We start from the raw sequence: 14,669 nt of genomic DNA, 5'->3' as shown, positions 1-14,669 counted from the left end.
GACAGTGCATCTAGTTTTAATACAGAATCCTTGGCAGAACGCTAAAGCCGTTTTCTCGGGCTGCCGTGCTGCTGGGTCGCGCTGTAGTTTCGGGAAAAACAATTGGTCTGATCAGTGAGGGGACAATGAAAATTTTCGCAACCAAGCGCGCCGGTACCCCGGTCCGCTCCGCATTCCAGCTCAGCCCGGTAGCCGCGGGCTGTGTCGTATTCCTGTCCGCACTCGCGGGCAGCGTGTACGCACAAGAAACCACCGGCACCACCAACACCGAAGCGGCCGCCGTTCCGGTGGCCGACCAGGCGACGGCCACCGAACCGATGGCGACCGGCGTGTCGACCGTGAAAGTGACCGGTATCCGCCAGGGTATCGAGGCGGCGATCTCCATCAAGAAGAATTCGAGCTCGATCGTCGAAGCCATCTCGGCCGAAGACATCGGCAAACTGCCGGACCAGAGCGTCGCCGAGTCGATCTCGCGCCTGCCGGGCGTGTCGGCCCAGCGCGGCCGCAGCTCGGGCAAGGCGGCCGAGATCTCGGTGCGCGGCCTGTCGCCGAGCTTCAACGGCACCCTGCTGAACGGCCGTGAAATGGCCTCGACCGGCAACGCCCGTTCGCCGGAGTTCGACCTGTTCCCGGCCGAACTGATGGGTTCCATCGTGATCTACAAGACCCCGGACGCGAGCGTCGTCGGCCAGGGCCTGGCGTCGACCATCGACCTGCGCACCGTCCAGCCGCTGGACTTCAGCAAGCGCGTCGTGGCCGTCAACTACAAGAAGACCCGCCTGGGCGTGAAGCAGCGCGACGGCCTGCCGGAAGGCGACGGCAAGCGCTTCTCGCTGTCGTACATCGACCAGTTCGCGAACCGCACCATCGGCGTGGCGGTCGGCCTGACCAGCTACGAGGAAACCGGCGGCGCGCAATCGAAGTTCAACTCGTGGGGCGGCTGGGTTGCGGACATCCCGTATCCGACCGCGGCCAACCCGGCCGGCACCGCCAAGGCCCCGGGCGGCTTCGGCTTCGACACCGAAGTCAACAGCCATGAACGCGACGGCGCCTTCGCCTCGCTGCAGTTCCGTCCGAACCGCAACTTCAAGTCGACCGTCGACCTGTTCTACTCGGCCGGCGAAACCGGCCTGAAGAAGACCGGCCTCGAAGGCGCGGTCGGCGGCAACAGCGCCGGCACCTACGACCCGAACGGCATCCTGACCAATGCCGTGATCAACAACGGCGTGGCCACCAGCGGCACCATCACCAACTGGGTCGGCGTGGTGCGTAACCACTACGAAGGCGCGGAAGACGACCTCAAGACCGTCGGCTGGAACAACGAACTGAAAGTCGGCGACTGGACCACCGCGGCCGACCTGACCTGGTCGAAGGCCACCAAGCAGGCTTCGCGCTACGAAACCTACGCCGGCATCCCGGGCAACGCCGCCAAGGACACCATCAGCTTCAGCGGCTTCAACGGCGCCAACTTCACCGACGTGCGCTACACCCCAGGCATGAACTACGCCGACCGCAGCGTCGCGCGCCTGACCGACGTGATGGGCTGGTCGGGCGGCACCAGCTCGCCGCAGGCCGGTTACCTGGCGATGCCGTACGTGGAAGACGAAGTCAAGGCCGTGCGCCTGAGCGCCAAGCGCGATGTCGAGTGGGGCCCGATCGTGGCCACCACCTACGGCTTCAACCACACCGCACGCGACAAGTCGCGCGTGGGCGACGAAGGCCGCCTGCTGATCAAGGGCGGCGATCCGTACGGCGCCGCCGCGATGCCGGGCACCGAGACCGCGATGGCGGGCGGCTCGGGCATCATGGTCGCCTCGTGGGATCCGCGCGGCTCGCTCGGCACCGTCTATGAGCTGGCCGGCAAGGTCGACGCCGACATCTACAACAAGTACTGGGATGTGAAGGAACGCATCTCGACCGGCTACTTCAAGGCCGACGTCGAGGGCCAGCTGTTCGGCCTGGACTACCGCGGCAACGTCGGCGTGCAGGCGATCCACACCGAGCAGACCGGCGGCGGCTACGCGGTCGACCGCGCCCGTTGCGTGGGTAACACCACCGTGAGCTGCCCGGCGCAGCGCGTCACCGAAACCGACAAGTACTGGGATGTCCTGCCGAGCATGAACCTGTCGTTCGACCTGAAGAACGACCAGGTGCTGCGCTTCGGCCTGGCCAAGGTGGTCTCGCGCGCCAACCTGGACGACCTGCGCGCCGGCCAGAACTTCGCGCTGTCGACCACCGGCCCGTTCCAGATCCTGAACGGCAGCGGCGGCAACCCGCAGCTGAAGCCGTTCCGCGCCAAGCAGCTCGACCTGTCGTACGAGAAGTACTTCGGCAAGAAGGGCTATGTCAGCGTGGCCGGCTTCTACAAGAAGCTCGACACCTACATCTACCGTGCACCGCGTGCGTTCGACTTCGCGCCGTACCTCACCCCGACCACCCCGCTGCCGGTGGGCGGCCCGTTCGCCGGTTCGACCATGGGCCTGATGACCCAGCCGATGAACGGCGACGGCGGCAACATCTACGGCTACGAACTGGCCGTGAACGTGCCGTTCGAGCTGATCACCAAGTACCTGGACGGTTTCGGCATCGCGGTCAACCACTCGGATACCCGCAGCGGCATCGACCTGCCGGAGATCGGCTTCGAGAACGTGAACGGCGACATGGTCAGCATTCCGCTGCCGGGCCTGTCGCGCAAGGTGACCAACCTGCGCCTGTACTACGAGAAGAACGGCTTCCAGGTCGCCGCGGCGGCGCGCAAGCGTTCGAACTTCCTGGGCCAGGTGTCGGACTACCAGGACAACGCGCAGCTCACCTTCATCAAGGGTGAGACCATCGTCGACCTGCAGGCATCGTACGAGTTCCAGACCGGCTGGCTGAAGGGCGCAAGCCTCTACGTCCAGGCCCAGAACTGGAACAACGCACCGTTCCTGGAGTACACCTCGGATCCGGAAAATCCGACCAACCGCGTCGACTATGGCCGTACCTACCACTTCGGCGTGAACTACAAGTTCTAATTTCGGTTGGGACTACAATGCAACCCCTGAAGGCTTCGGCCCCAGGGGTTGTTTTTCATTCAAGCGATCGATTGCAGCAGGACACCACATGCAGAACGAACCAATCAAGGATATCGTCATCGTCGGCGGCGGCACCGCCGGCTGGATGACCGCGGCGGCGCTGTCGACCGTCCTCAATGGCCGCTACAACATCCGCCTGGTGGAGTCGGACGAGATCGGCATCGTCGGCGTCGGCGAAGCCACGATCCCGATGATCCAGCGTTTCAACCGCGTGGTCGGGATCGACGAGAACGAATTCATGCGCGAGACCATGGGCAGCTTCAAGCTGGGCGTGGAATTCGTCAACTGGGGCAAGCTGGGCGACCGCTACATGCACGGCTTCGGACGCCTCGGCCAGGACCTGGCCACGGTGCCCTTCGACCAGTACTGGCAGAAGATGCGCCGCCTGGGCAAGGCCGCGCCGCTCGAGGAATACTCGATCACGCGCATGGCGGCCAAGGCCAACCGATTCATGCCGGCGCGCCGCGACCTGCCGAATTCGCCGCTCGGCGACATCACCTACGCCTACCATTTCGACGCCAGCCTGTACGCGAAGTACCTGCGCAAGCTGTCGGTGGCGCGCGGCGTGACCCGCATCGAAGGAAAAATCACGCGCGCGACCCGGCGCGAGCCGGACGGCCATGTCGACGCGGTGGAGCTGGAAGACGGCACCCGCGTGGAAGGGGAGCTGTTCATCGACTGCTCGGGCTTCCGCGGCCTGCTGATCGAGCAGACCCTGGAAACGGGCTACGAGGACTGGCACCACTGGCTGCCGGCCGACCGCGCCCTGGCCGTGCCCTGCGAGTCGGCGGCCGCGCTCACCCCGTACACGCGCGCGACCGCGCACAAGTCGGGCTGGCAGTGGCGCATCCCGCTGCAGCACCGCACCGGCAACGGCCACGTCTACTGCAGCCGCTTCATCAGCGACGACGAAGCCGCGGCGACCCTGCTGGCCAACCTGGACGGCAAGGCGCTGGCCGATCCGCGCCTGATCAAGTTCCGCACCGGCATGCGCAAGCTGGCCTGGAACCGCAACGTGGTGGCGGTGGGCCTGGCCAGCGGCTTCCTCGAGCCGATCGAATCGACCAGCATCCACCTGATCCAGTCGACGATCCAGCGCCTGGTCGACTTCTTCCCGGACCGCGGCTTCAGCCCGGTCGACCGGGACGAGTTCAACCGCCAGACGCGCTTCGAGTACGAGCGCATCCGCGACTTCATCATCCTGCACTACCACCTGAACCAGCGCACCGATTCCGAGTACTGGAAGGAATGCGCCCACATGGCCATTCCGGATACGCTGCGCCGCAAGATGGACATGTACCGCTCGCACGGGCGCGTGGTCCGGGTCGACAACGAGCTGTTCTCGGAAGTCGGCTGGATCCAGGTGTTCGAAGGGCAGAACATGCCGATCGACGGCTATCACCCGCTGGCCGACACCCAGTCGGAAAGCGACATCGCCGAGTACATGGAAAGCGTGCGCGAGGTGATCGGCAAGTGCGTGGGCGTGATGCCCTCGCATGACGACTACATCGCCAGGACCTGCGCGGCGAAGAAAATGTAGCCGGGCCCTGCCTGGTTCCGGGAACGGCCGCTTCGTGCGGCCGTTCTTTTTGGAATGTGTGGTTTTCCCGGTAGAATTGTGTTGCACTGCGGCATTATGAGCTCCGCACAAGGCAAATAGTCCCCGCGCTACTGCGCCGAACGAGTAAACTGGAGGTTTAGTACGATTTTTGAAAGCCATCCATGTCCGACACCCCCCTCCCGACGTTTTCCGAACTAGACCTTTCCGCGCCCGTCATGAAGGCGCTGAAGGACGTCGGCTACGAAACGCCGTCGCCGATCCAGGCCGCCACGATTCCACTGCTGCTGGCCAACCGCGACGTGCTCGGGCAGGCCCAGACCGGCACCGGCAAGACCGCGGCCTTCGCGCTGCCCATCCTCTCGCGCATCGACCTCAAGCAGCAGGCGCCGCAGGCGCTGGTGCTGGCGCCCACGCGCGAACTGGCGATCCAGGTGGCCGAGGCCTTCCAGAGCTATGCCGCCCACATCAAGGGCTTCCACGTGCTGCCGATCTACGGCGGCCAGAGCTACGGCCCGCAGCTGTCGGCCCTGCGCCGCGGCGTGCACGTGGTGGTCGGCACCCCGGGCCGCGTGATCGACCACATCGAGAAAGGTTCGCTCGACCTAGGCCAGCTGCGCACCCTGGTGCTGGACGAAGCCGACGAAATGCTGCGCATGGGCTTCATCGACGATGTCGAGCAGATCCTGCAGCAGACCCCGGAAGGGCGCCAGACCACGCTGTTCTCGGCCACCATGCCGCCGGCGATCAAGCGCATCGCCAAGACCTACCTGCGCGATCCGGCCGAAGTGACCGTGGCCGCCAAGACCGGCACCGCCGAGAACATCACCCAGCGCTACTGGCTGGTGGCGGGCATGCACAAGCTCGACGCGCTGACCCGCATCCTGGAAGCCGAGCCCTTCGACGGCATGATCATCTTCTCGCGCACCAAGCTGGGCACCGAGGAACTGGCCAGCAAGCTGCAGGCGCGCGGCTTCGCGGCCACCGCCATCAACGGCGACATGGCCCAGCAACAGCGCGAGCGCACCATCGAGCAGCTCAAGAACGGCAAGATCGACATCCTGGTGGCCACCGACGTCGCCGCGCGCGGCCTGGACGTGGAGCGCATCAGCCACGTGATCAACTACGACGTGCCGTCCGATCCCGAGAGCTACACCCACCGCATCGGCCGCACCGGCCGGGCAGGGCGCAGCGGCCAGGCGATCCTGTTCATCACGCCGCGCGAGCGCGGCCTGCTGAAATCGATCGAGCGCGCCACCCGCCAGCCGGTCGCGCCGCTCGAGCTGCCGACCGTGAAGGCGGTCAACGACGTGCGCATCGCCAAGTTCAAGGACCAGGTCAAGGCCGCGCTGGCCGAGGGCGGGCTGGACGTGTTCCGTTCGCTGATCGAGGAAATCGAGCGCGAGGACAACGTGCCGGCGCTCGACATCGCCGCCGCGCTGGCCAGGCTGGCCCGTGGCGACGTGCCGCTGCTGCTGGAAAAGCCGGACCGCGAGGCGCGTCCGGAACGCGCCGAACGCGCCGAGCGTCCGGACTGGGAAGACCGTCCCGCACGTCCGGTGCGCGAGCCGGGCTTCAAGAAGGAGCGCGTGGCGCGCGAGGCGGAACCGGGCATGGCGACCTTTCGCATCGAAGTCGGCCACGTGCACGGCGCCAAGCCGGGCAACATCGTCGGCGCGATCGCCAACGAGGCGGGCATTCCGTCCAAGCTGATCGGCCGTATCGAGATCTATGACGACTACAGCACGCTGGACCTGCCGGACGACATGACGCCCGAGCTGATCGAGCACCTGAAGACGATCTGGGTCGCCGGGCGCCAGCTCTCCATCACGCGCGACGGCGAAGCCCCGGCTTCGGCGCCGGCAGCGAAGAAAGGCTTCTTCAAGAAGGGCGCCGAGCGCCGCCTGACCGAGAAGCCGGCCGGCAAGAAGCCGCATCGCAAGGGTGGGGCGCCGCAGGGCTGAGTTCTGTAGGGTGGACGGGTTTTCCCGTCCACGCGTCCAGCCAGTGCATGCACGATACGCATGGTGTGTTTGAACGCGTGGACGGCCGTCCCCCTACTTGCCCGCGACTTTCGCGTCCTCGGGCGCGAACATCCACAGCAGGGCCTCGCGCAGCTCGCCGGCCCAGAACGCCTCATTGTGCTCGCCCTGCGGCACGATCTTCAGCACCGCATTCCCTTCCGGATGCCCGCTCTTGCGCACCACCTCCGCCATCCGCTTCACATCCCTGACCATCTCCCGGCCTTCCTTCCCGCCCATCAGCATGAACACGCGCGCATCCTTCGGCACCGGCTTCGAGGCCACGAAGTCGAATGCCGGCTGCGCGGTCCAGTAGGCCGGCGAGAACACGCCCGCCTTGCTGAACACCTGCGGGTACTGCACCAGCGCGTAGTGCGAGGCCAGCCCGCCCATCGAGCTGCCCATGATCGCCGTGTGCTCGCGGCCCGGCAAGGTGCGGTATGTGCCGTCGATGAGCGGCTTGAGCACCTTGACCACGAAATCGGTGTACTCGCGGCCTTCCGCCGCGCCGAAGCGCTCGCTGTTCCAGGCGTTCAGCTCCGTCATGCGCTTTTCCTGGCCGTTGTCGATGCCGACCACGATCAGTTCCAGCCGGGCTTCCTTCGCCAGCCCATCGAGCGTCTCGTCCACCTTCCATTCGCCGGCATAGGCCGTCGCGGCGTCGAACAGGTTCTGGCCGTCGTGCATGTAGAGCACCGGATAGCGCTTGCCGGAGTTCGCGTAGCCCGGCGGCAGGTACAGCCGGATCTGCCGCTTGCGCTTCAGTCCCGGCATCTCGAGCTGTTCGGCCAGCAGGCTCACGCCGGGCAGGGCGGTCGAGACCCTGGCCGGCTCCGGCTTGTCGGCCGCCGGCGCCGGCGCGGAGGCCAGCGCATACAGCGCCGCAGCCAGGCACAAGGGTAGAGCTTTGTTACGGAAGGATTGCATGCGGTGTCTCCTCATTTTTATGTTGTTTGACTACACAGGGTGCCATTTCGACATCGTGTCGCGCCGATTCTACTATGAGAGCTCTTCGATTGACACCCCGAAGTGCCCATGTTATTTTGCTACAGATACAGGTAGCTTGCAGTACGTCGACCTGACCACTTCACACAAGAGCCCGGCGCCTGCCGCGGGCCAATTGGGGACACACATGGATATGCAAACCGCCGTGCTCAAGCCACGCCTGTCGTTCTGGCAGCTCTGGAACATGAGCTTCGGCTTCTTCGGCATCCAGTTCGGCTTCGCGCTGCAGAACGCCAACACCAGCCGCATCTTCGCGACGCTCGGCGCCAACCCCGACGACCTGGCCCTGTTCTGGCTCGCCGCGCCCGTCACCGGCCTGCTGGTCCAGCCCGTGATCGGCTACCTCAGCGACCATACCTGGCACCCGAAATGGGGCCGCCGCCGCCCGTTCTTCTTCATCGGCGCCGTGCTGGCCGCGATCGCCCTGTTCCTGATGCCGAATTCCGCCGCCCTGTGGATGGCCGTGGCCGTGCTGTGGCTGATGGACGCCGCCATCAACGTGTCGATGGAACCGTTCCGCGCCTTCGTCGGCGACAAGCTCGACGCCTCGCAGCAGACCGCCGGCTACGCCATGCAGACCTTCTTCATCGGCTGCGGCGCCGTGATCGCGTCGCTGCTGCCGACCATCTTCGAGAGCATGGGCGTGTCCAACGCCGCCGTGAACGGCACCATTCCCGACACCGTGCGCTACGCCTTCTACGCCGGCGGCGCCGTGTTCTTCCTGGCCGTGACCTGGACCGTCATCAGCGCCGACGAACTGCCCCCAAGCGACATGGAAAGCTTCAAGCGCGAGCGCCAGCATGCGCGCAGCGTCGGCGTGGCGCTGAAGGAGATCATCGGCGGCTTCGCCCACATGCCGAAGACCATGGTGCAGCTGGCCTTCGTCCAGTTCTTCACCTGGATCGCCCTGTTCGCGATGTGGATCTACACCGGCAGCGCGATCGCCGACAACGTCTACGGCACGGTCGACGCCCAGTCGGGCGCCTACCAGGACGCCGGCAACTGGGTCGGCATCATGTTCGCCGTCTACAGCGGCGTCTCGGCCCTGGCCGCCTTCATCCTGCCGGTCTTCGCGCGCGCCACCAGCCGCAAGACCGTGCACGCGACCTGCCTCGCGATCGGCGGCCTGAGCCTGGCCAGCATCTTCCTGATCCACGACAAGCAGGCCCTGATGATCCCGATGATCGGCGTCGGCCTGGCCTGGGCCTCGATCCTGACCATGCCCTACGCGATCCTGGCGGGCTCGCTGCCGGCCAAGCGCATGGGTTACTTCATGGGCCTGTTCAACTTCTTCGTCGTGATCCCGCAGATCGTCAGCGGCCTGCTGCTCGGCTTCGTCACCAGGCAGTTCTTCGGCGGCCATACGGTCCAGACCCTGGTGCTGGGCGGCGTGTGCATGCTGGTCGCCGCACTGCTGACCCTGTTCGTCACCGACAAGGCCGCGCCGGTCAAGGGAAGCATCTAGGCCGCGCCACCATTTCCGCTCCTGTCGTATCGTAACGTTTTAATAACATGCAGAATGTCCCAGGACGTTACAGCCATACTGACAGGAGCGAAGCATGACGATCCAGACGGTCGCAAGCACGCCGTTCGCCGGGCAGCGCCCCGGCACCTCGGGCTTGCGCAAGAAAGTGACCGAGTTCCAGCAGCCCGGTTACCTCGAAAACTTTGTTGAAGCCATCTTCCTGACCCTCGGCGAGGGCAGCGGCCGCACCCTGGTGCTAGGGGGCGACGGCCGCTACTTCAACCGCGAGGCGGTCCAGACCATCCTGCGCATGGCCGCCGCCCATGGCGTGGCCCGCGTGCTGGTCGGGCGCGGCGGCATCCTTTCCACGCCGGCCGTGAGCTGCGTGATCCGCAAGCACGCCGCGTTCGGCGGCATCGTGCTGTCGGCCAGCCACAATCCAGGCGGCCCCGACGGCGATTTCGGCATCAAGTACAACATCGGGAACGGCGGCCCGGCGCCCGAGAAGCTCACCGAGGCGATCTTCGCCAACACCCAGGCCCTCGCGTCCTACCGCATCAGCGATGCGCCGCCGGTCGACCTCGACGTGCTCGGCGCCGTCCGCATCGAGAACACGGAGGTCGAGGTGATCGACCCGGTCGCCGACTACGCGCAGCTGATGGCGCGCCTGTTCGACTTCGACGCCATCCGCACCATGTTCAAGAGCGGCTTCCGGATGTGCTTCGACGCCATGCACGCGGTCTCCGGGCCCTACGCGACAGCGATCCTCGAGGACATGCTGGGGGCGCCGAAGGGCACCGTCATCAACGGCGAGCCGCGCGAGGACTTCGGCGGCGGCCATCCCGACCCGAACCCGGTCAATGCCGCCGAGCTGATCGCCATCATGTCCGCGCCCGACGCGCCCGACTTCGGCGCCGCCTCGGATGGCGACGGCGACCGCAACATGATCGTCGGACGCGGCATCGCCGTCACGCCCTCGGACAGCCTGGCGATCATCGCCGCCAACGCGACGGTGGCGCCGGGCTACGCGGGCGGCATCACCGGCATCGCGCGCTCGATGCCGACCTCCGCCGCCGCCGACCGGGTGGCCGACGCGCTCGGCATCTCCTGCTTCGAGACCCCGACCGGCTGGAAGTACTTCGGCAACCTGATGGACGCCAACCTGGCCACCCTGTGCGGCGAGGAGAGCTACGGCACCGGGTCGAACCACATCCGCGAGAAGGACGGCCTGTGGGCCGTGCTGTTCTGGCTCAACCTGCTGGCCGTGCGCGCCAAATCCGTCAGCGAGATCCTGCACGAGCACTGGGCCCGTTTCGGCCGCAACTATTATTCGCGCCACGACTACGAGGCGGTCGACGCCGCCGCCGCCGACACCATGATGGCGGCGCTGCGCGCCCGGCTGCCCGACCTGGCCGGCCGGATGCTCGACGGCCACCACGTGGCCGAGGCCGACGACTTCGTCTACAACGACCCGGTCGACGGCTCGGTCGCCACCCGCCAGGGCATCCGCCTGATCATGAGCGACGGCTCGCGCATCGTGTTCCGGCTGTCCGGCACCGGCACCGAGGGCGCGACCATCCGCCTGTACCTGGAGCGCTACGAACCCGATCCGGCGCGCCACGACATCGACACCCAGGAAGCGCTGGCGCGCCTGGCCGGGATCGCGGACGAGGTGTCCGACCTGCGCCGGCTCACCGGCCGGGAGCGTCCCACCGTGATCACCTGATCCATCCACCACCCACAACAGGAACCTGCATGAAACTTTCCGTCCTTGCCGCCGCCGCGCTGCTTGCCTCGAACGCCATGTCGTCCTTTGCCCAGGCCGCCGCGCCGGCGCCGGCCGGCAAGCCCTTCACCTGGGAGAACGCGACCGTCTACTTCCTGCTGACGGACCGCTTCAACAACGGTAATCCGGCGAACGACCGCGCCTACGGCCGCAAGGACGATGCCGCCACCGCGCGCGGCTTCATGGGCGGCGACCTGGCCGGCATCACGGCGAAAATCAAGGAAGGGTATTTCAAGGACCTGGGCGTGAACGCGATCTGGATCACGCCGCCGGTCGAGCAGATCCACGCCGGCACCGACGAGGGCACCGGCAAGTCTTACGGCTTCCACGGCTACTGGGCCAGGGACTTCACCGCGATCGACGCCGCGCTCGGCACCGAGGATGACCTGCGCACGCTGGTCGACACCGCCCACGCCAACGGCATCCGCGTCATCCTCGACGTGGTGATGAACCACACCGGCCCGGTCACCGCCCAGGATCCGGCGTGGCCCTCGTCGTGGGTGCGCACCGGCCCGGCATGCACCTACAAGGACGTGCGCACGACGGTCGACTGCACCCTGGTCAAGAACCTGCCCGACTTCCTCACCGCCGGCAACGCGAACGTCGCGCTGCCGCCGCTGCTGGTGGCCAAGTGGAAGAAGGAAGGGCGCTACGAGCGCGAGGTGAAGGAGCTGGACGCGTTCTTCAAGCGCACCGGCTACCCGCGCGCGCCGCGCTACTACCTGATGAAGTGGCACGCCGACTACGTGCGCAAGTACGGCTTCGACGGCTTCCGCGCCGACACCGTCAAGCACACCGAGCCGGGCGTCTGGAAGGAACTGAAGAAGGAAGCCAGCCTGGCCTACGAGGACTGGAAGCGCGCCAATCCGGGCAAGCGCCTCGGCGACCAGCCGTTCTTCATGACCTCCGAGGTCTACGGCTATTCGATCAGGCACGCGCGCAAGTACGACATGGGCGGCGGCGAGCATGTCGACTACCTGGCCAACGGCTTCGACAACATGATCAACTTCAGCATGAAGTCGGACGCGCAGCAGGGCTACGAGCAGCTGTTCTCCGATTATTCGAAGGCCCTGCACGGCGAGATGAAGGGCTATTCGGTACTGAACTACCTCAGCTCGCACGACGACGGCAGCCCCTTCGATCCGCTGCGCCAGCGCCCCCTCGAGGCCGCCAACAAGCTGCTGCTGGCGCCGGGCGCGGCCCAGGTCTACTACGGCGACGAGACCGCGCGCGTGCTGAAGATCGAGGGCGCGGAAGGCGACGCCAACCTGCGCTCCTTCATGAACTGGGAAGAGCTGGCCTCCAACGCCCAACGCGGCGCCCACCGCGTGGCCGAGGTGCGCGAGCACTGGGCGCGCCTGGGCCGCTTCCGCGCGGCGCATCCGTCGGTCGGCGCCGGCGTCCACCAGATGATCCAGCACAGCCCCTACACCTTCAAGCGCACCTGGCAGAAGGATGGCGTGAGCGACCGCGTGGTCGTGGCGCTGGATTTGCCGAACGACAAGGTCGTGGCGATTCCGGTGGGCGGCGTGTTCAACGACGGCCAGACCGTGCGCGACTGGTACACCGGCGCGAGCGCCGTGGTCAAGGATGGCAAGGTGCGGTTCGGAAGCGCGGCGCCGGTGGCCCTGATCGCCCAGGACTGAGCCGTCGCGTTCCTTCGAAGCATGCAAGCCAGGATTGTGCAGCAACCCGCCGAATGCTGCTAATCTAGGACGTCTCGAGCCGCCGCATCGCCATGTACGAATGGACATGCGGCGCGTTGGATGAGCAGGTGCAGCGGAGATGCATGTGGGAACCAGCGACATCAAAACAAGCAGGATGGTTTACCGGCAACGTCCGGGATCGGCGGATCCCGTGGTCGACCATGGTTTCGTCGTGCCGCCCCTGCTGCACAGGGTGCTCGTGCCGGCAGACCGGCCCTCGGCGCTGGTGCGCCTTGGCGCGCGGCCACCGGTCCACGTCGACGGCGATACCGTCCTGCTCGATCCGCCCGATCCCAAGCTCGACTACATCACGCGCCTGGCCGTGATGAGCACCGGAACCAGCATCGGCGGCGTCAGCGTGCTGATCCACTCCCAGATCTGGCTGCCGTCGCGCTTCGGCATCGAGGCCCGCATCCTGCCGCGCTCCGGTTCGTTCTGCAGCTGCGCCGTGCAGTCCAATGCGGACTGGTTCGAAGTCCGCGACGCGCGCGCCGACTGTCGCTTCGCCGACAACCCACTGGTGACTGCCGAGCCCCACTACCGCCATTATGCGGCGGCGCCGCTCAGGGGCGGCGGCGGCCACCTGCTCGGGACACTATGGGTGATGAGTATCGCGCCGCGCGCGCTCAAGCCCGAGCAGGCCAATCAGCTCAAGCTGATGGCCCGCATCGTCGTCGACATGCTCGAGCTGCGTTATTGCAATGCGGCAACCGGAATGTTCAACCGCTCGGTCTTCCTGCATCACCTGCAGCGCCTGCTGGAAGGACGCGGAAACTCGGCGGTCACGGTCGGTTTCATCGACTTGATCGGTTTTCGCCAGGTGAACGACCTGTTCCACCGCCCGGCGGGCGACCGCATCCTGCGCCTGATGGCCCGCCGCCTGGAAGAGTGGGGCGGCGACGACGCTCTGCTGGGACACCTCGGCGGCGACCAGTTTTGCTTCGCGCTGATCTTGCCGCAGGAAGGACACGACGAGCAGATCGCGCGCTTGTGCAAGATCATCGACCAGCCATTCGAGATCGAGGAAGGCCATGCGCAGATCCTGCATGCCCGCATCGGCATCCGGCGCCAGACGACGCCATGGCTCGGCGACGCCACCGAGCTGCTGGATGCGGCCGACACGGCGGCGTCCGCGATCCGCGACCACCGCGGCAGCAGCGTGGTGCGCGAATACGACAGCGCCCTGATCGCGCGTTCGCGCCTGCGCTACGAACTGCGCGAGCTCATCCGCGGCACGTCCCGCTTCGGGCGGCTCGAAGTCCATTACCAGCCCCAGGTCGACGCCGCGCATGGCCGCCTGATCGGCCTGGAAGCGCTGGTGCGCTGGCGCCATCCCGTGTTCGGCCTGGTCGGACCCGGGATGTTCGTGGCGGAGGCCGAGAGCGCCGGCCAGGTCTTCGAGCTCGACGTGCATGTCCTGAAGCTGGTCTGCCGCGACCTGATGGACTGGCGCGCCAAGGGCCTGGGCGTGGTGCCGGTGGCCCTGAATTTCTCGCGCGCGTCGCTGATGCATGCCGATATCCTCGAGCAGCTGGCGAAGGTGCTGGAGGAAACCGGCGTGCCCGGGGAGCTGCTCGAATTCGAAGTCACCGAAAGCCTGCTGGTCGGTACCCTGCAGTCGCTGCATGGGCGCGTGGCGGCGCTGCGCGCGCTCGGCGTGCGGATCGCGATCGACGATTTCGGCACCGGCTGTTCGAACCTCGAGGCGCTCAACAGTTTCCCGTTCGACCGTCTCAAGGCCGACCTGCAGTTCGTGCACGGCGTCTCGCGCGACAGCAAGACCGCGGGCCTGTTTTCCCTGATCCAGGGTATCGCCGCCGTCTTCAATGTGGAGCTGCTGTGCGAAGGACTGGAAGACGGGGGCGACCTGGAATGGCTGATGCAGCGCGGCGCCAGCCACGTGCAGGGCTGGTACTTCAGCCGCGCGCTGCCGGGCGACACGATCGGGCAGGTGCTGCGGCGCTTCCAGGATGCCGGCGATCGGGCGCTGTCGGTGGCCGAGGTGCGCGCGCTGCTGGCCTGACCCGGCAGCGGCCCGGGGAAATCCGCTAGAC

General features: G+C 66.6%; 8 protein-coding genes. 7 read left to right on the top strand and 1 reads right to left on the bottom strand.

Annotation, left to right across the window (positions count from 1 at the left end; translation table 11 throughout):
* Positions 1-125 precede the first annotated feature (125 nt).
* The 3 genes from H162_RS0101735 (at position 126) to H162_RS0101725 (ending at position 6,596) form a co-directional block, all read left to right on the top strand.
* Positions 126-3,014 (top strand): TonB-dependent receptor, encoded by a 2,889-nt coding sequence (locus tag H162_RS0101735; protein WP_020651719.1) that lies wholly within the window; start codon positions 126-128, stop codon positions 3,012-3,014.
* An 88-nt stretch (positions 3,015-3,102) separates the two neighbouring features.
* The gene (locus H162_RS0101730) at positions 3,103-4,614 is read left to right on the top strand and encodes a tryptophan halogenase family protein (RefSeq protein WP_020651718.1); all 1,512 of its coding nucleotides are present in this window, start codon (positions 3,103-3,105) and stop codon (positions 4,612-4,614) included.
* Positions 4,615-4,796: 182 nt separating this feature from the next.
* Positions 4,797-6,596 carry a DEAD/DEAH box helicase gene (locus H162_RS0101725; protein WP_040786133.1) on the top strand — a complete coding sequence of 600 codons (1,800 nt, stop codon included), beginning with the start codon at positions 4,797-4,799 and terminating at the stop codon, positions 6,594-6,596.
* A gap of 93 nt (positions 6,597-6,689) precedes the next feature.
* Here the strand turns inward: H162_RS0101725 and H162_RS0101720 are convergent, their stop codons facing one another.
* Positions 6,690-7,580 carry an alpha/beta hydrolase gene (locus H162_RS0101720; RefSeq protein WP_169444417.1) on the bottom strand — a complete coding sequence of 297 codons (891 nt, stop codon included), beginning with the start codon at positions 7,578-7,580 and terminating at the stop codon, positions 6,690-6,692.
* 205 nt (positions 7,581-7,785) lie between these two features.
* On the opposite strand from H162_RS0101720, the gene H162_RS0101715 reads away from it, so the two are divergent.
* The 4 genes from H162_RS0101715 (at position 7,786) to H162_RS0101700 (ending at position 14,638) form a co-directional block, all read left to right on the top strand.
* Positions 7,786-9,123, top strand: coding sequence for an MFS transporter (locus H162_RS0101715; protein ID WP_020651715.1), 1,338 nt, complete (start codon positions 7,786-7,788; stop codon positions 9,121-9,123).
* Between the two features lie 94 nt (positions 9,124-9,217).
* Positions 9,218-10,849, top strand: a complete 1,632-nt coding sequence (locus H162_RS0101710; RefSeq protein WP_020651714.1) for an alpha-D-glucose phosphate-specific phosphoglucomutase — start codon at positions 9,218-9,220, stop codon at positions 10,847-10,849.
* Positions 10,850-10,878: 29 nt separating this feature from the next.
* Positions 10,879-12,555: an alpha-amylase family glycosyl hydrolase gene (locus H162_RS0101705; RefSeq protein WP_020651713.1), complete on the top strand. Its 1,677-nt coding sequence runs from the start codon at positions 10,879-10,881 to the stop codon at positions 12,553-12,555.
* Positions 12,556-12,766: 211 nt separating this feature from the next.
* Complete coding sequence (locus H162_RS0101700; protein WP_020651712.1) at positions 12,767-14,638, top strand: putative bifunctional diguanylate cyclase/phosphodiesterase; 1,872 nt, start codon at positions 12,767-12,769, stop codon at positions 14,636-14,638.
* Positions 14,639-14,669 lie beyond the last annotated feature (31 nt).

Origin of the sequence: Massilia niastensis DSM 21313, assembly GCF_000382345.1 — a bacterium.
GTDB lineage: Bacteria > Pseudomonadota > Gammaproteobacteria > Burkholderiales > Burkholderiaceae_D > Telluria > Telluria niastensis.
This window is presented reverse-complemented; position numbering and strand designations above follow the sequence as displayed.

Coding starts and splice junctions, on each gene's coding strand:
- H162_RS0101725 (WP_040786133.1), top strand. CDS start 4,797: ATGTCCGACACCCCCCTCCCGACGTTTTCCGAACTAGACCTTTCCGCG.
- H162_RS0101715 (WP_020651715.1), top strand. CDS start 7,786: ATGGATATGCAAACCGCCGTGCTCAAGCCACGCCTGTCGTTCTGGCAG.
- H162_RS0101705 (WP_020651713.1), top strand. CDS start 10,879: ATGAAACTTTCCGTCCTTGCCGCCGCCGCGCTGCTTGCCTCGAACGCC.
- H162_RS0101735 (WP_020651719.1), top strand. CDS start 126: ATGAAAATTTTCGCAACCAAGCGCGCCGGTACCCCGGTCCGCTCCGCA.
- H162_RS0101720 (WP_169444417.1), bottom strand. CDS start 7,580: ATGCAATCCTTCCGTAACAAAGCTCTACCCTTGTGCCTGGCTGCGGCG.
- H162_RS0101730 (WP_020651718.1), top strand. CDS start 3,103: ATGCAGAACGAACCAATCAAGGATATCGTCATCGTCGGCGGCGGCACC.
- H162_RS0101710 (WP_020651714.1), top strand. CDS start 9,218: ATGACGATCCAGACGGTCGCAAGCACGCCGTTCGCCGGGCAGCGCCCC.